General features: G+C 55.7%; 13 protein-coding genes and 1 riboswitch. Of the genes, 5 read left to right on the top strand and 8 right to left on the bottom strand.

Annotated features, from left to right (window positions below; genetic code table 11):
- Positions 1-43 precede the first annotated feature (43 nt).
- The 4 genes from HMPREF2749_RS06675 to HMPREF2749_RS06660 form a co-directional block, all read right to left on the bottom strand.
- Complete coding sequence (locus tag HMPREF2749_RS06675) at positions 44-3,067, bottom strand: chitinase (protein ID WP_070593840.1); 3,024 nt, start codon at positions 3,065-3,067, stop codon at positions 44-46.
- A 325-nt stretch (positions 3,068-3,392) separates the two neighbouring features.
- Entirely contained in the window at positions 3,393-4,295 is a 903-nt protein-coding gene (locus HMPREF2749_RS06670; RefSeq protein ID WP_070593839.1) for a hypothetical protein, read from the bottom strand.
- A 27-nt stretch (positions 4,296-4,322) separates the two neighbouring features.
- On the bottom strand, positions 4,323-4,757 hold the full coding sequence (locus tag HMPREF2749_RS06665; RefSeq protein WP_070593837.1) for a hypothetical protein: 435 nt from the start codon (positions 4,755-4,757) through the stop codon (positions 4,323-4,325).
- Between the two features lie 45 nt (positions 4,758-4,802).
- Entirely contained in the window at positions 4,803-5,552 is a 750-nt protein-coding gene (locus HMPREF2749_RS06660) for a cobalamin biosynthesis protein CobN (RefSeq protein WP_070593835.1), read from the bottom strand.
- Between the two features lie 269 nt (positions 5,553-5,821).
- Here HMPREF2749_RS06660 and HMPREF2749_RS06655 point away from each other — a divergent pair, with 269 nt between their 5' ends.
- The 4 genes from HMPREF2749_RS06655 to HMPREF2749_RS06640 all read left to right on the top strand — a co-directional run bounded on the left by HMPREF2749_RS06655 (position 5,822) and on the right by HMPREF2749_RS06640 (position 8,660).
- Entirely contained in the window at positions 5,822-6,481 is a 660-nt protein-coding gene (locus HMPREF2749_RS06655; RefSeq protein WP_060824882.1) for a hypothetical protein, read from the top strand.
- A 248-nt stretch (positions 6,482-6,729) separates the two neighbouring features.
- A complete protein-coding gene (locus HMPREF2749_RS06650) occupies positions 6,730-6,969 on the top strand; it encodes a hypothetical protein (RefSeq protein ID WP_049340845.1) in 240 nt (79 codons plus the stop codon).
- A 127-nt stretch (positions 6,970-7,096) separates the two neighbouring features.
- A complete protein-coding gene (locus tag HMPREF2749_RS06645) occupies positions 7,097-7,819 on the top strand; it encodes a DUF6318 family protein (protein ID WP_049327859.1) in 723 nt (240 codons plus the stop codon).
- A 103-nt stretch (positions 7,820-7,922) separates the two neighbouring features.
- Positions 7,923-8,660 carry a DUF6318 family protein gene (locus tag HMPREF2749_RS06640; RefSeq protein WP_049340842.1) on the top strand — a complete coding sequence of 246 codons (738 nt, stop codon included), beginning with the start codon at positions 7,923-7,925 and terminating at the stop codon, positions 8,658-8,660.
- 119 nt (positions 8,661-8,779) lie between these two features.
- Here the strand turns inward: HMPREF2749_RS06640 and HMPREF2749_RS06635 are convergent, their stop codons facing one another.
- The 4 genes from HMPREF2749_RS06635 to HMPREF2749_RS06620 form a co-directional block, all read right to left on the bottom strand.
- The gene (locus HMPREF2749_RS06635; protein WP_070593834.1) at positions 8,780-10,762 is read right to left on the bottom strand and encodes a M13 family metallopeptidase; all 1,983 of its coding nucleotides are present in this window, start codon (positions 10,760-10,762) and stop codon (positions 8,780-8,782) included.
- 107 nt (positions 10,763-10,869) lie between these two features.
- A complete protein-coding gene (locus tag HMPREF2749_RS06630) occupies positions 10,870-12,309 on the bottom strand; it encodes an MFS transporter (protein WP_070593833.1) in 1,440 nt (479 codons plus the stop codon).
- A gap of 515 nt (positions 12,310-12,824) precedes the next feature.
- On the bottom strand, positions 12,825-15,152 hold the full coding sequence (gene metE / locus HMPREF2749_RS06625) for a 5-methyltetrahydropteroyltriglutamate--homocysteine S-methyltransferase (RefSeq protein ID WP_070593832.1): 2,328 nt from the start codon (positions 15,150-15,152) through the stop codon (positions 12,825-12,827).
- A gap of 147 nt (positions 15,153-15,299) precedes the next feature.
- Positions 15,300-16,205, bottom strand: a complete 906-nt coding sequence (locus HMPREF2749_RS06620; RefSeq protein WP_049356122.1) for a methylenetetrahydrofolate reductase — start codon at positions 16,203-16,205, stop codon at positions 15,300-15,302.
- Positions 16,206-16,322: 117 nt separating this feature from the next.
- Positions 16,323-16,439: riboswitch (SAM riboswitch) on the bottom strand.
- Positions 16,440-16,788: 349 nt separating this feature from the next.
- Here HMPREF2749_RS06620 and HMPREF2749_RS06615 point away from each other — a divergent pair.
- The coding region (locus tag HMPREF2749_RS06615; RefSeq protein ID WP_070593891.1) for an ATP-binding cassette domain-containing protein at positions 16,789-18,092 on the top strand (1,304 nt) is incomplete at its 3' end.

Genomic DNA, 18,092 nt, shown 5'->3' with positions numbered 1-18,092 from the left:
TGAGGACCTGAATCAGAGCCCAAATGAGGGGAAAACCCCACGGCTAATCACCAATCTGGAAGGTGTACACCGTCTTCACCTCTGCACTGCCAGCATTCGACAGGTGGAAGGTCGGCAGCGAACGCAGACGCTGCAGGGACGCCTTGAACTGAGCCTGACGTTTCTGCAGAGCGGCAATATCCTCAGAACGGAGGTTCGTGTAACCCTGAGCATTCTGCATCGCCAAAGCAAGCTGGTAATCAGCCGCACCAGCCTTCGCGCTATTGCTCTTGAGCGCGCCCAAGAGGCCAGCGCCCTCAGCGTTGCTATCGCCCAAATCGAGCATGAGCTTCGACAGGTCGTTATTCAGCTGAACGGATGCACCAGCCAAATCTCGGGTAGCGTTCTCAGCGCGGGTGCTCAGAGCAACCAGAGAACGCTCAGTCACCGAATCCAGAGACTGACGCAGGCCCTCAATACGATCATTCATATCCTTGTGCTGAACCTCGATAGACTCACCAGCCACCTGAACCACAGTATTCGCGGTATCAGTAATGCCAGCAATCGAAGCGGAGAACGCCTCCTTAGCAGCCGAAGCGCTAGAAGAACCATCGCTCGAAACCTTACGAATCTCCTCGCTAATCATGCTCGTCAGGCTCTCGCGAGTCTCATTGGCAGACTCCTTGAACGCTTCCTTAATAGCGGTGGAGAGGTCAGCCTGCATGTTCGTCATATCCTCCAGGTTCTTACCCAAAGCATTGACAGCATCCGAAGCTGAATGGATACGATCACGCAGAGAAACCTTAGCCTCCTCAGTAGGCTCTTCCTTCTTCTCCGCGTCCTGGTTCTGCGCGTTTGCGGCATCGTTCAGGGTCTTCTCAATCTCGCCCAGGGCACCATCTACCGCGTTCACAGCATCGTTAAGGTCCTTGGCGTCGCGAGCCAGACCCTCCTTGGGGTCATCCATCGAAGTAGCGGCAAGAACCTCATCCCACGCAGCTACCGCGGCAGCAATACGCTGCTCCATCGGAGTACGTGCTGCCGGGGTGTTCGAAGTGTAGGTACGCTCGTTCGCGTTCTCCACCGTAATGACGCGAGTATTACCTTCCGTGGCAGTAGGCTCGGCGGAAGGCGCCTCAGAAGAGGGAGCGGCGGAAGGAGCCTCAACCTTCTTCGACGGCTCCTCAGAAGGAGCCACAGAAGCAGACTCAGACGGTGCAGGGCTAGGAGCCTCAGACGGCGCCTCAGAAGACGGTGCAGCAGACGGTGAAGCCGCGCCACCACAAGAAGAAGCCGTCAGGTATCCACGCAGATGCTCCACCTGCTCAGCAGACAGAGAACCGCCACGCTCAGTAGACAGAGCACAAAGCTGCTCCGCCAGTTCCTTATTCTGAGCGCTCATAGAACCAGAACCGTCCACCAGCTCCGCACGAGCAGAAGCCGCACGAGAATGAACGTTCTTGATGCTCTCAATCAGACGGCTCGACGTTTCCTTCATCTGATTCACGCTCTGACGAGCCGCACTAACCTTCTCACTCAAAGAACGCACAGCATCAGCATCAAGAGAAGACGGGTCCTTCTCCACCTGCTCAACAAGCTCATCCATCTGACGCTTCAATGCCGAATAGTTGTTGTTCGCACCCTTCAAATACTCCGGCTGCAGGTGATCCACAATCTTCTCACCAGTAGCAACCAGTGCAATCAGAGAGCTCTGCACCGTCACCGACGCACCGAACAGGGCGCAGGTCACCGAACCGTTAGAAGAACAAGTCTCAGCGGTCGGGTGCTCCGGGCCAACAATCTCACGAATCGAAGCCGTAAGATCCTGCTGGCAGTCCGAACTTGCCTCCGCATACGCATTCAGAACAGCAGACAGCTGAACCAAATTACCGTACACGCTACGGCTACTCGCACCCTCCTCACGATGCACAACACAACGACCGCCGCTATGCGAAACAGACACATTGGGGCGAGCCGTCGTATCACCCAGCATCGAGTGAAGAGCAGCAACAGTACGCTCCAACTGAGAAATCAGCTGAGAATTATTAGTCCGCGAAGCCTCAGAAAGGTCCTTCTGCAGGCTCTCAATATTCGCCTGCAGACCCTGCATAGTCTTCGTCAACGATTCATTCTGAGTCTTCAGATGCTCGGCAGTGTCCTTACCCAAAGTCGCAGACGTATCATCCAGGCTCTGACGCACCTGAGCAACCTGCGAACTAGCGCTAGTCAGCGTCGTATTAACCTCGTTGACGGTATCAATAGTGCGCTGCAGAAGCGCCACCTGAGACGCATCCTGAGAAGTGAAACCATTAGTAATGATTCCCGCACCAGACAAATCAGAAGCAAAACCAGGCTGCACCGAAATATTGAAGGTAGGCGCACTAAAATCCTTCGCCTTAACCTTCAACACAAAAGAAGAAGAACTAGCAGTGACCGGAGGTGCCGAAATAGCACCCCACTGAACAACAGCCTTACCTTCATCGTTGGTGCTCACCACACCATTCGTCGACGAATCAGCAGCGTCAGGGGTCGTAATAACCTGAGTAGGAGAACCCGAAAGAACAGTAGAAGCAGCAATAGAGAACGGAGTGCCAACCGGTGCAGGGCTAGTACGGCTAGTACCGGATGCATCATAGGTGACGTCCTCGGTCTTCACCGTCAGGTTCTCAACCGTAACCTTAATCGTGATTTCGCCACTGTAACCATTCAAATCATTCAGGTTAGTGCCGCTACCGCGCTCAGTAGAATACTGCAGGCTCACACGCACAGGAAGGTCATTAACGACGTCCTTCGGCTTGAACTGCACATTGCTCGAGGAGCTCGTACGATCCTTGTCATTGACGTAAATGTTGGTCGACTCAATCGACGAAACCTCGCCGTCACGACCCATCTGAATATTCACGTTCTGCAGAACATTAGTAGCGTTCTCCACCTGGCGGGGACTCTGAGAAGTAACAGTACCCTTATCGGAAGGGGCACTGTTATTGTTCGTGCCCGTGGAGCAGGAAGAGAAAATAAGTGCCGTCGTGACACCCAAAATCAAAGGGAAGCGGAGTAGACGCTGACGCGCTGTGGTGTGGTTGGTCATGATGATCTTTTCGTTGAGTTATATACCGTGCAGACACATAACAGCGGCAAGTCTGAAACGCCACTGTATAGTGCCCACCTGAGTGGAAAGGGTCAGGGGCAAAGCCGGAAAGAGAAAAAGCCCCGTACCACTTTATCAGTCCAATATGGGAAGGTTGATATTTTTTCCTCCTAGTCGGTGCCTCATCAGGATATTCAATTCAACCTTGAGGTGATAGTTAAAGGTATTTTTCATTTCGTTTCAAACTAGTGCACTTACCGAACTCTGTTTGACATAGAAAAACCCCGCGGCTGAGGTCATCTCTCAGCCCACGGGGTTCCACGGTTTAGCTGGCTGCAGGTTCCGCCTCCGGGTCCTCCTCGTCTTCCTTCTCGGGGATAGCAACACCCACGGTCAGGTACCTCTTCGCCAGCAGGTACGAGGCGATCACCGGCACCACATACACCAGCGACAAGCCGCTACCAGACTGCACAACATCCACGGCAAGACGGGCCGCCGCCAAGCATCCACCCAAACCCACCAGGGTGACGCAGAAGCCACGCAACACACCATACCCGGCAGTGCCCTCCTCAAAAGTCGCCGCCCACAGCTTGAACAGGGCGCGGCGCACAAAAATCAGGAAAACCGGCACCAGGCACAGCACCACTGAAACACCCACAGGCTCATAACCGGCAGCAGCGAACGAAACCACCGGAATAACCAGGCAGAAGAGCACCATCAGGGCGCTCACACCCAGCACCACGGTGCGCACATACCGGTTGATGCGCTCCATACGGTGCAGGTTAGGGATCTCCTCGCTCGGCTGCGCGGCATTGTAGAAGAACAGCAGCAGAACCAGCGCGGACGCCGCCACATACCAGGGCTCGAAATTGATGCCGTCCACCTGCGGGGTGGAGGCAACCTGCGGGACACCCACCAGGGAGAGAGTAGCGAGCAGAACAATCGCGGCGACGCAGAACGTGCCCACCGTCAGCAGAAAGTAATGGTACGCGCCACCGTTCTTTGCATCGTGCACACCGTGCTCACGCGTGCCGTCAATCATCACGACGGAAAACAGCATCGTGGAGATGGATAGGATGCTCCACGCGTACTCGCCCGTCATGACGGGGACAAACAGGAGAAGTGCGGACGCGGAGAAAAGAATCCACAGAAATACTTGCTGCAGGGTTGTTGAGGATGCGAGGGCCACCTCAAAAAAGCCGATGATAAAGTCGCCGATATCGTCCATGGTGGAATCCTTTCTACGGGGGCAGGGTTATTCTTTGATCTCTTCAAAGCGGATGGCAGTGAAGCCTGTGTCATCGTTACGGGTATCGAAGGACTTATAGGCCCTATATTTCTTACCCGCCTCAATACTGTTGAGGTAGGGGTAGATACGTTCCCCATCGGGAGCGTGCCACATCGTGATAGTTCCGCACTCTTCCGTCTCAAAGACACCGGAGATTGCGTAAGGGTCCTCATGCTCAATAATTTCAACCGACTCGATAGTGCATATTTCAGAGTCATTATTCGGGTTGTAATGAGTCATGAAATATAAAAAACCAAATACGGCGATAATCCCTACACAAAATATGATGGCTTCACGGTCATACCAAATATCTCTTCCTTTTCTACGAAGATACTCTTTGAAGGTAACTTTATTCTTCTTTTTCTTTGAACTATTCCTTTTCTTCAAAACATTATTTTTCACCGTGAATCACCTCTTCCCAGCGTAGAAATTTACAGCTTCACTAACTCATTCCTTTTCGCGGCGTGCCTCCTCACGCGCCTGCTGACGCTCCAGCCTACGCGCCTCATTACGAGCAGCCCTACGGCGGCGCTTCTGACGCTCACTCTTCGTCACACCCACCACATACTTCGTTTCGCACAAGTCATAAAACTGGGCATAAATATCGCGCGAAGAACCATACATCCCCACCACACTCATCACATCCAGACCGTCCTCCTCAGCCCAACGCCCATGATCATCACGGTACAGCACCTGTGCCATAAGAATCGTCGCATCAAACTGATACGGGTCAAAGCTGCAAGTACGCTTACCCATCTCAGTGCTACCAATACGCAAGAACCCGTTCTTGCCGTTGTTCTCCACATGGGCAAACGTGATGGAGGGGTAGGTGAAAGTGCGTTCCTTCCACCGCCAATTACGCCACCGCACGTGGTCCTCACGCAACTCGAGGTAGAAGGCGTAGCAGTGGTTCAGAGGAATAGCACCCAGCAGGCCTATGCCTAAGACACCAATCAGGAAAGCGGCAATGACCACCCCCGCTTGTGACTCATCCGCGAGGCCTTCGTGTGTCCCTGTCGAAAAGAGAAATATCGGCGCACCAACAAACCCAAGGATAGATACAAGCCAGAAGAAAATAAACGCCGCAATGGGTCTTTTCTGCCTTTTGTTTAGGGTGGGTTTGCCGAGCTTAATACGGATACCCGGTATCAGGGCGACGATAAGTCCTGCGAGGGCTCCGTCTTCTGCTGCGCTCATGGTGTGTACGTCCTTGTGCGGTAGTGGTTGGTGAATCACACCCGCCCCGGTGAGGTGGCGGGCACATCCTTAGCCTATCGCACCCAATCTAGACGGGAGGTTAACTCGACGCAATGCTCCGGTGAAGACTCGGCAACCACTGCGCAGATAGCCCAAATCCGTGCCTAACCACCAGATTTCCTCGGCTACTCTGAGAACGAACCCGCACCCTTCGCACCGTTGCCGGAAAGCTACGGGTCACCGATAAACAGAAAGGGTAGTTGACCACCATGATGATGAACTACACCACGATTGCCCTCTGGGGCCTAGTAAATGTTCTACAGGCGTATAAGATGTTCCGGTCCATCATTGTCTACGAAATCAACCGCCGCCGAGACAAGAAGCTGTACGCCAAAAATATTTACATTACTCGAGGCGACCGCCTTGGAATAATTGCGCTTACCGTCGCGCTTCTTATAATCCCTGCTGTGATGTTTATGTTGCATTTGCTGAACGATGTAGGATTCCATTTTCTAGATATCGGAGTTTTCCTTCTCATCTGTACTCTTCTGTACTTCTTCAATGAAGCTACTGGGTCTTACACCAAAATTTCGCCCGAAGGAGTCGAAGAGGACGACGGGCACGACAATAAAACCTTCTACCCGCTTAACGCGATTGATAAGGTCACGTATAGGGAGAGTTACGACAGTGAAAGCCCAGACTCTGTCTCCTTCGAAACAAAATCGGGTAAGCATATTGCGCGTTTCGGGCCCATCTATGATGGCTACCCCCTTCTCGCAATGACCCGATTCAAGATGGAAAACGACCGATGGCCAGACATGAACAACCCCGAAGAAGTCGCCCAGGTCAAGGCGTGGATGAACTGGAACTCGACCATCCCGCACATCAAGGACAAGGAAATTTCGGGCCTCGCCGAAGTAGACATGTAGCCTGCAATTTAGGCTGTTTTCAGCCCGTATTGAGTGCGTGCCCGGCGTGTTTCTCAACCAATATTTCCGCAATTTTTCTGCCGGAAAAACGTGGACTAGCTCGCATGATCTAACCCTCAACTAGAAGGTGCACTCTGCACGTAAAAACATTAACGTTGAGGCATACAATAAGAAATGGTTAATGCACAGCCGCACGCCGTGCACACGCCACGTCACTTCACAGAAACACCGACCCCGAAAGGCACATCATGGCCACCAAGAAGCCCTCACGCCTCACCCGCCGCGCAGCACTCGCCGCAGCAGGCGCAGGCGCAGCAACCGCCCTCGGCGCACTGTTCACCCCCGCACAGGCAACCACCTATCGCCCCACCGTGCGCCGCACCCCCTACAACGGCTACTACTCGCACCGTTACGGCCGCCGCGGCCGCATCGTCATCAGTGACTACTACGGTAGCTCCTACAGCAACTACTACTATTACGGCGGCTAAAAATACCAAGCCCAATAAACATATACTGGAAGACGGCACTACACTCACGTAGTGCCGTCTTCCCGTTAGATGCCGCAGGCATCACCCGCACCACGGTGCGGAAAACACACCACAGATAGAGAGAAAAATGAAGAACGTAACCCGCCGATCCGCCCTCGGCCTGTTTGTCGCTGCCGGTGGCGCAACCCTCCTGGCTGCATGCGGTTCGCAGTCTCAGGCATCCAGCGGCTCTGCATCTGCATCCGGTAGCGCTTCTACCTCGGACGCCGAAGTTAACAACGCACGTGCCGACTACTCCGGTCCTGCTGTCCTGGACGGTTACACCTCCAAGCCTGCTGACTACCAGCTGGCAACCCGCACCGAGCCGGCCAAGAACGTGCCCGTGCCGACCAAGCCCGCCGTCGCTAACGAGAACAGCGTGGAGGGCCTGTACCAGTCCATCGCGTTCTTCGGCGCAGCCATGGAATACTACATGCGTACCGGTAAGACCGAGCCCCTGCGTGAAAGCGCTATGGACAAGAGCGAACTCAAGTCAATGCTCGAGCCGGAAGACGGCACCCTCGGCGAAAAGCTGGTCAAGGGCGAAGTCTGGATGCACGACCCGACCGTCACCATCACCCTGCTCTCCGCACAGCCCACCCGCGATGGTAAGGCATACACCTGGAATGCTCGCTTCACCCTTACCCGCGGCGAATTCATGGCATCTAAGGATAAGGTTCTGGAGGTCCCCGAAAGCGGTCGTGAGAACGTCAACGAGCGTACCCTGCGCGGTGTTTACGAGAACGGTGCGTGGAAGCTGACTGGCATGAAGTCTGAATCTGAGGCTTCTGCATCGGCTTCTGCTTCCTAAAAGCATCAGTCTAGAAGCGTATAGCTTCTAAAAACAGAGAGGCGCCCGCCCCGTGGCTGAAAAACCACGAGGCGGGCGCCACCACCGTAGATAGAGAGAACCAATGAAGAACGTAACCCGCCGATCTGCCCTCGGCATGGTTGTAGCCGCCGGTGGCGCAACCCTCCTGGCAGCGTGCGGCGCTCAGCCGCAAGCAACCAGCGGCAACGCATCCGAGAGGGCATCCAGCAATGCATCCGGTAGCGCATCTGCTTCCGCATCTAAGAGCGTTCGTAGCGACTACTCCGGCGTTGCGGTCCTGGACGGCTACACTTCCAAGCCTGCAGGTTATAAGGAAGGTACCCGTACCGAGCCGCCCAAGAATGTTCCTGTACCTGTGAAGCCCGCTGTTGCTAACGAGAACAGCGTGGAAGGCTTCTACCAGTCCATTGCATTCTTTGGCGCCGCTTCTGAATATTATGGGCGTACCGGAAAGACTGAACCTTTGCGTGAAAGCGGTATTGATATTTCAGAATTGAAGACCACCCTTGAACCCACGCCTGGTAGCTTCGATGATGCTTTGCAAAAGGGGGAGGTCTGGCGCCAAGAACAAACTGTTACTGTCGCTATGAATACGCCTCAACCGACCCGCGATGGTGATAGCTATATCTGGAATGTAAAGATGGTTTTGGAGAACGGTGAGTTTGCTGTATACAAGGGGAAAGTGATGGAGTCTCCCAAGGAATACCGCAAAATTACTGGAGATGCCATCATTCGTGGAGTTTATGAGAATGGCGACTGGAAGCTTACAGTGAATCCGGTTGCTACTTCTAGTGCCACTGCATCGGCTTCTGCTTCCTAAAAGCTTCAGCCTAGAAGCGCATAGCTTCTATACCTCAAAGGCGCCCGCCCCGTGGCTGAAAACCACGAGGCGGGCGCTTTTCTTATATGTGCAATAAAGCATATACCCTTATCGGGATGCTACCAGATGCGCACGCGCTCCTCCGGAGCCAGGTACAGTGCATCGCCCTCAGAGACACCAAACGCCTCATAGAACTCATCAATATTGCGCACCACACCGTTCACACGGAATTCATCCGGCGAGTGCGGATCCACCGAAATCATCACCTCGGCGTGCTGCGGGCGGGACTTCGTGCACCAGCCGCGAGCATTCGAGAAGAAGAAACGCTGAATACCGGTCATACCGTCAATCACCGGCGCGTCAGCCAGCGACTCAATGCCCTGCTTCTTCAAAGCCAGACGGTACGCCTTCAACGCAATCGACATGCCAGCCAGGTCGCCAATGTTCTCGCCCAGAGTCAGCTCACCGTTCACGTGGAACTTCGGGTCCAGACCCACCGGAACGTACGCGTTGTACTGCTCCACCAGCGCGGAGGTGCGCTCCTTGAACTTCGCGTAATCCTCCTCAGTCCACCAGCTCTCCAGCTTGCCGTCACCGTCATAGCGGGAACCCTGATCGTCAAAACCGTGACCAATCTCGTGGCCAATAATCATGCCGATATTGCCGTAGTTCGCCGCATCATCAGCATCCGGGTTGAAGTACGGCGGCTGCAGAATCGCTGCCGGGAACACAATCTCATTCGCCGGCGGCATGTAGTACGCGTTCACGGTCTGCGGAGTCATCAGCCACTCCGACTTATCCACCGGCTGACCCTTACGGGCAATCAGCCAGTCAGCATCAAACGCACCGGTACGGCGCAGGTTCTCAAACAGGTCACCGGGAACGAGCTCCAGTGCGGAGAAGTCACGCCACTTATCGGGGTAACCGATCTTGGTGACGAACTTCGACAGCTTCTCCAGCGCCTTCTGGCGGGTTGCCTCAGTCATCCAGTCCAGCGACTCAATAGACTCGCGGTACGCCTCAAGGAGGTTGCCGACCAGAACCAGCATCTTCTCCTTGTGCGAAGGCGGGAAGTGCACAGCCACGTACTCCTGGCCAATCTCCTCACCCAGAGCCTTCTCGACAGCACCCACGCCGCGCTTCCAGCGCTCACGAATCTGCTGGGTACCGGAAAGGGTCTTGCCGTAGAAGTTGAAGCTTTCCTGAACCAGCTCGTCGTACATGAACGGCGCACGCGAACGCAGAACAGTCCACACAGCCCACAGCTTCCAGCTCATCAGCGGGATGGAGGTGAACAGCTTAGCCGCACCCTCAAAGAAGGACGGCTGAGCCACAATAACCTGACCCAGGGTCTCCGGGTCGGCGCCAAGAGCCAGCAGCCACTGCGAGAACGGGAAGCCGGGGAACTTCTCGTCCAGCTCGGTCGCCTGGTACGGGTTGTAGGTCGCCTCAGCGTCGCGATTCTCCACGACGTTCCAGTGCAGGCGAGCCAGCTCAGACTCGTGAGTGAACACCAGCTGAGCCGCCTGCTCCGGGGTCAGGCCGAAGCCCTCAGCCAGACCGGTCAGCTCAAACATGCGGGCAATATGCTCAACGTACGCCGCGCATGCAGCCTCGTGCTTCTCTTCACGGTAGTAGGATTCATCCGGCAGACCCAGACCCGACTGGTACAGGAAGAACGTGTAATTCTTCGGGTCCTTCGGGTCGTTGCTGGTGTACCAGGCGAACAGCTGCGGCAGACCCGCACGAGACAGCAGCGCCAGGGTCACAGCCAGGTGGGAGGGGGTTGCCGAGTTCAGAATCGGGGCGATTTCCTTCAGCAGCGGCTCCAGGCCGTCCGCCTCAATCTTCTCAACATCCATGAAGGAGTTGTAGAGTGCGCCAATACGGGACTCCGGCTGCTCCTTCGCAATCTTCTCCACCAGCTCACGCACGTGCTTCTCTGCGTTATCGCGGAGGGTGTACAGGCCGCCGTCCTTGGGGCGGTCCGCCGGGATTTCGTGGGTAGCAAGCCACTTACCGTTGACGTGGCGGAAGAAATCGTCGCCCGGCTTGACGGTTTCATCCACCCATTCTTTAGTGATTCCAGAGTTAGTAGTCATGGTTCCATTCTAGGTTCTTAACGTAAGAAGCCACACGATTACCGACAAGCCACCATATGGTGACTCACCAGCAAACGTGTGGCTTCCCTACACGAAAGACTGGGCAATTATGCCTGAGCCGCCAGCTTCTCTGCACGCTCAGCCATCAGACGCTTCTCAGCACCGTTAACCAGCCAGAGGAACAGAACCGCCAGACCCGAGCACACAATCATGAAGACGAACGCGGTGCCCCAACCCCAGTGGTCAACAATAATGCCGATACCGGCAGAAGCCAGGGTCGCACCCAACGCGTAACCGAACAGGCCGGTGAAGCCCGCAGCGGTACCCGCAACATGCGAGGGGGATAGGTCAATAGCCTGCAGACCAATCAGCATGACCGGGCCGTAAATCAGGCCACCAATCAGAGCCAACGCAACGTACGCAATCCACAGCGGCGCATCCGAAGAAGGCAGCCAGTACAGCAGAATCGCGCCAACGGTCGCAATCAGGAACAGGATACCCGCGGGGGAGCGGCGACCCTTGAACATGCGGTCAGAAACGTAACCGCACAGGACGGTACCACCAATACCGGCAAGCTCCAGAATCGAGAAGCCCGCAATACCACCCTCAAGGGAAGCGTGGCGCACATCGTGTAGGTACTTCGGCGCCCACACCAGCACGCCGTAACGCAGGGTGTACACGAACACGTTTGCCAGAGCCAGGTACACCATGGTCGAGTTGGTCAGCACGTGCTTACGGATGGTGGTCCAAGTGGACTCTGCACGATCCTCAGCGGTGGACTCAACCTTGTGCGGGTCGTTGCGGTACACGTCAACGGTGGGCAGACCCTCAGCCTCGGGGTTGTCACGAATCAGCAACCACGCCACGAACGCCAGAACGAAGCTGATAACTGCCGGGAACCAGAAGGCAACTTCCCAGGTCTTGCCGAACATGGAGAAGCCCCACGCAACCAGCAGGCCGGACAGCGCACCACCGACGTTGTGGGCGGTGTTCCACCACGAAACCTTCGCGCCGCGCTCGCTGGTGGAGAACCAGTTCACGAGCACGCGGCCCGAGGGCGGCCAGCCCATGCCCTGGAAGATGCCGTTGAAGACCATAATGGTCGCCATGATGGAGGCGATAGCGGCACCGTAGCCCGCCGCGCCCGCACCTTCACCCATGTAACCGGTCATAGCCAGCAGGATGTTGGCAACACCCGAGAGCACCAGACCGATGGGCAGGAACAGACGCGCGTTCGAGCGGTCAGAAATCATTGCGGTAAAGAACTTGCTGAAGCCGTATGCCAGCAGCAGCGCCGTAGACAGCGCGCCAATAGCCGCGTTGCTAAAGCCAAGTTCCTTGGTCAGAATCGGGGTGACCAGCGGGACGTTGTTACGAATCAGGTAGAAGGTCGCGTAACCGATGAAAATACCCATGAAAACCTGCAGACGCATGCGCGGGTACTTTGCATTAACTTCTGCCTCACTCAGCTGAGGCTTGGGTGCCGGAATGGCGAGCCAGCGGGGTACAGAACCCTTCTTCTTCTTTGATGAAGTGGTAGTAGTCATGCTGGAATTCTAAAAACGAATTCTTATAAAAATGCTAATCTGATGGGCATATGTGCATAGTAATGCTTTCGGTTATGAACGGATATTCAGAACGAGTATTCTTTAAAATGTGTTTTTACCCCGTAAATTCGGGGAAGTTCAAAGAATGTGTGATGCATATCTAGCTACTGGGCAACATTGCCGCAGGTTAGTCAATGAATATAAATACTTTCCCCATTGAGTAAGTATGTGTTTTGGTCAGACCACACTTAAATTTAGAGTAATTTATACCCTAAGTTCAAATAAAAACCACCTCAACACCGCTAAATCAGCACCCAAAACAGCACAGAAAAACCCGCCCGCACGGTGCAGAAGAAAAACCGTACGGGCGGGCCTGTTATCTATCCCCAAAAGCTCGGCATACAGTCGGTACGCATACCGGCACGAAGCCGAACAGCCGCCACCTGCCGCAGGTTACCGCGAGCAAACCATCATCCGGTCAACCCACGGCAGGCAGCGGAACCAATAGGCGCCTCCTAGAGGGATGCGCGAATCGCCTTGGTGGCATCCACCAGGTGACGCAGAGACTGCTTGGTCTCCTCGTAATCACGAGTCTTCAGACCACAGTCAGGGTTCACCCACAGGTCAGCAATGGTGCCGTAACCAATCGCAGCCTTCAGCAGGGACTCAATCTCATCCTGCGAAGGAACACGCGGGGAGTGGATGTCCCACACGCCCGGGCCCAGACCGGAAACGAAGCTCTCCGGAATATCAGCCAGTAGCTCCATGTGCGAACGAGCCGCCTCAATGCTGGTCACATCAGCGTTCAGAGCGTTAATCGAGTCGATAATCTCGTTGAACTCCGAGTAGCACAGGTGGGTGTGAATCTGAGTGGAATCCTTCACCGCGCTGGTTGCCAGGCGGAAGGAATTCACCGACCAGTCCAGGTACTGCGGCTGCTCATCGCGGCGCAGGGGCAACAGCTCACGCAGAGCCGGCTCGTCCACCTGAATGATGCGGATGCCCGCCTGCTCCAGGTCGGCAATCTCGTCGGCAAGAGCCAGAGCCACCTGGTTAGCGGTCTCGCGGCGCGGCTGGTCGTCACGCACGAAGGACCACGCCAGAATCGTCACGGGGCCGGTGAGCATGCCCTTGACGGGCTTCTCGCTCAGCGACTGTGCGTGGGAGCTCCACGGCACGGTGAACGCCTCACCGCGCAGGCCCTCGCCGTGACGCTTCACGTCACCGAACAGGATCGAGGGGCGGGTGCAACGCGAACCGTAGGACTGAACCCAGCCGTGGCGGGTGGTTGCAAAGCCGTCGAAGTTCTCGGCGAAGTACTGAACCATGTCGTTACGCTCAGCCTCACCGTGAACCAGCACGTCCAGACCCAGCTCCTCCTGCAGCTTGATGACCGAGGCAATCTCGTCACGCAGGAAGCCGTTCAGCTCCTCAGCGGAAATCTTGCCCGCACGAGCCTCCGCACGGCGGCGGCGAATCTCAGCGGTCTGGGGGAAGGAACCGATGGTGGTGGTCGGCAGCTTCGGCAGGTTCAGGTCAGCCTGAGCCGCGCGGCGAACGTCAATGGTCGGACGGTCGAAGTCCTCGGCGGTTACAGCTGCGGCGCGGGCACGAATCTCGTCGTTGTGCTTGCGCGGGTCGGCGGCGAAGCGAGCCAGCGCCTCGTCAGCAGCCTTCAGCTCCGGCTCAACAGCAGCCTCACCCTCGGCCAGGCCACGAGCCAGCAGGGCGATCTCGGCAACCTTCTGGTCGGCGAATGCCAGGCCGTCCACGGGAACCTCGGCGGGGTCTTCCAGAGCCAGGTCGTGCGGCACGTGCTGCAGGGAGGTCGAGGAGGACACCGACACGGCACCCTCGGATGCGCCGGGCAGCGCCTCCAGAGTCTTCAGAGCCGCGCGAACATCGGCACGCCACACGTTACGGCCGTTCACAACACCGGCAACCAGGTGCACACCAGCGGCAGAAACGGACTCCAGCTCAGCCTTCGAGTACACGCCGTGCACCAGGTCAAGGTGCAGAGCCTCAATACCGGTACCCAGCAGAGCCGGCAGGTTCTCACGCAGGGAACCGTAGGGGCTGGTCACCAGAATCTGCGGGCGCTTCTCGCCGGCAGCCAGGGTGCGGTAGGTGCGCTCGGCAAGCTCAGCAACCTTCGCGTTGTCGGCACGGTCCACGGTCAGGCCCGGCTCATCCAGCTGAACCCACTCAACACCGCGCTCAGCCAGCTGCTCCAGCACCTGAGCGTAAGCGGCAACGAACTCGTCCAGGCGGTCGATGGGTGCGAAGTCCTCGGCGGAACCCTGCTCGGCCTTAGCGCCCAGCAGCAGGGTCAGCGGGCCAACAATCTGCGGGCGAACCTTCACGCCAGCCTGCTTTGCGACCTCAAGCTGCTCGTCAATAGCCTCAAGGTTCAGCTTAATCTCGGTACCGGCACCAATCTCAGGCACCAGGTAGTGGTAGTTGGTGTCGAACCACTTAGTCATCTCCAGCGGAGGCAGGGTCTCGGTACCGCGCGCCAGGGCGAAGTAGCCGGGCAGATCCAGCAGGCCGCGTGCATCCTTAGCCTCAGCCAGACGCTCGGGAACCAGGGTGAACAGGCGAACAACGTCGAGCACCTGGTCGTAGTAGGAGAAGGTTGCCGGAATCGAGTAGTTGTCAGCCTTCAGACCGGCGACGGTCACGCGCTCGAAGTAGGTGCGCTGCACGTCAGCGGCGGTGTCCTGTAGCTCCTGCAGGGTGGCCTTGCCCTTCCAGAAAGCCTCCTGAGCCTTCTTCAGTTCACGGAAGCGGCCCACGCGGGGGTAACCAACAATAGTTGCGGCGGGGAAAGCAACGTTAGACATAGTGCATATTCCTTTACTGGGGATAGAAATGGGAGAATCAGCGGGCTCTGCCGGCCCCGTCGATGGGGCCGAGATCCGCGGGACGCTCCCGGGGTACTTTGGGGGAAACTTGGGTGGCGCATCCGCGCCGGGCGGAGCGGGTCGCGTTTAGGCGAATTCCAGCTCGCTCAGGGGCTGGGAGAAACGGTTGCTGTATCGGGGTAGGTCCAGCTGATCCAGAACGTCCAGCACCGCCGCATGCTCGTTGAAGGTGAAGAAGTGCAGGCCCGGTGCGCCCGCATCCATCACGGCGCGGCACTGGTTCAGCGCGTAATCCACGCCGATGCGGTGCAGCTCAGCGTTGCTGGTCGCCGTCTCTAGGGCGTAGGCGAGGTCCGTCGGGACTTCCATGCCCGCCATCTGGCAGAGGTTCTGTAGGCGCTTCAGCGAGGTTACCGGCATGATGCCCGGAATAATCGGAATATCCACGCCTGCCAGGTGCGCCGAATCGACCAGGGCGCTGTAGCGTTCATCCTCAAAGAACACCTGAGTGATCGCGAAGTCCGCGCCGGCACGCTGCTTCGACAACAGAATCTCAATATCCTGCAACAGAGATGCGGACTCGGGGTGCTTCTGCGGGTATGCCGCCACACCAATCGACACCTTGCCAGCTGCCAGGTGGGCGAAATCTTCACGCTCCACGCGGCGAATCAGCTCCACCAGGTAGCGGGCGAAAGGAAGTTCAGAAACCTGACCTTCCTGAATATCACCGCGAAGAGCCAGGAAACCGCGCACACCCAGACCCAGAATCAGGCGGACCGCACGCTCCAGCTCATGCACCGAATGGCCTGCACAAATCAGGTGAGCCAGCGGGGTGAGGGACGTTTCATGCACCAGGTGGTCGAGTAGCGCGAGGGTCTTCTGGCGGCGCTTAGCGTCACCGGCGTAGGTGACCGACACGTAGTCGGGGTTGGTGCCCTCAAGCTCGGCAATGGTGTGGAGTAGCGACTCGCAACTTGCGTGTGAGCGGGGTGGGAACAGCTCAAAAGAAAGAGCCGGGTGAACTGTCGTCATAACCTTCCTTCGTGTTCACCCGATAGATACGCACCGGGAGGGTGCGCGAATTCTTCTGCAGGATGCGCTGTACCGGTTTGCGGGTGCACATCATCAAGGGGTGCCGAAGGGTATTCTTCTCTATCGGTTCTGGCGGGAGCACCTTGTCCGTACCCTGCACCGTGACGGTGGGGGATACTGGCGAGGTTGCTGCGACGTCGACGAGCCAGATCTCTCGGTCGCTCTTGATAGATAACGCTTTCACTCTACCCACTGCCTCCGAGGGTGTGCAAGGGATGCGGCGGTTGATGTCCTAATATTTCTGGACATGACATCGGGGGCGAAATATGAACTTAATATGACCGACTATGACGAAGGGCAGCTGGGGGCGTTGCGGGTAGGGCTGTCGGTTGACCCCTGAATGCCCGAAAATATCACAGATATATCTGCTTAATATTCTTGGACACGCACGAATATGTGTGTTTTATATTTCATTGAAGAGTAGAGTTAGTTAGTGAGGCACGGGTAGTGTTTCAATGTCCGCTCATCGAGGAGTTTCAGGGCTCAAAGATGAGTTCAATATGACTTTGTGAGCGTGGTGAGAATGAAAAATCTATTTTCTTCTATACTCTGGTCCTTCCGCCTAGCCTGGAAAACCTGTCCCACAACCCTGGTGAGCGTCGCCCTATCGCTAGCCGTCATAGCCTGCATTCCCCTGAGCCAGTCCCTGCTGATCGGTAATACAGTATCAGCCTTGAGCGGTTCAAATGGTGGCGCGGCCTGGATTTATATTGTTGCTCTTGCCCTTGTCGTTGGAATTAATATCATTGCTAAACGCTGGGTCATAAGTAACATGCTCATCCTCAAATCAAAGGTGAATTATCGGGTTCACTGCATGTTAAATAACAGGTTATCTACATTTCCGTTATCTGATATAAGTAGCACAAAATCACAGGAAGATATACGTGCTGCTAGAGAGGCAATATCGAAACAGGAATTGCAGGTTCACACCATGTCAGTTATGACACTGGTGAGTGCCTTCGCAATGGTGTTACTTCTCTGTCTTAATATCGCGAACGTCAGCATTGTGGCAGCAATTTTTGCGGCACTGTGTTCACTACCCCTATCTATTGCAATGGTAATCCTCGCTAAACGTGATTACGCTATATACACCCTAATGTACGAGGACTATCGGGTAGAGAACTACTATCTAGACAATCTGATGGCTCAAAGTCGCGCCCAAGAACTTCACCTCATGAGAGCCTCCCGATTTTTCTCGCAACGCGTAGCGTCCTGGCGACGCCGGGCGGCCGGTAGGGAATTGAGCCTTGAAAGTGTTAGAGGAATCATCTCCATAGTTGCAGGGCTACTCTGCTCTGTCTTACTTTTTGCGTCCCTGTACTTCCTTGTGGATTCAGGAGCCGATATATCGTATGTGGCCGGATCGCTGATTGGAATCATTGCCTGTGTTAACGCGACCCAAGAGGTGGGATATTCATTCGGCCAGATTATTAATGGAGCATTATCTGTTCAGCAATTCCGAAGGGTATGCGACTCTGATACTTACGACCATGCTTCTGAGATAAAAACTTCTAACCATAACCGTGAAAATATTTCAAAAATTATATGCAAAGATGTATCCGTTCAGTATGAGGGCGCGTCGTCTTTTGCGCTTAAAGATATTAATCTTGAGCTGATGAATAATCAAATGATTGCAGTAGTTGGTGCCTCGGGCGCGGGAAAAACAACGCTAATAAATGCAATTCTTGGAATTACACCAATTGCCCAGGGGAGCATAACGTATAAGGGTGCTTCTTCTGAGAGTAAATACAACATGTTGGCAAATGTGGGTTTGGTGAGTCAAGACTACGGCCGTTATGAACTGACTGTGCGTGAAAATCTTCTTCT

It is taken from the genome of Rothia sp. HMSC075F09, from assembly GCF_001810515.1.
Classification (GTDB): Bacteria; Actinomycetota; Actinomycetes; order Actinomycetales; family Micrococcaceae; genus Rothia.
Note: the sequence above shows the minus strand (reverse complement) of the source record. Positions and strands in the feature narration are given on the sequence as shown.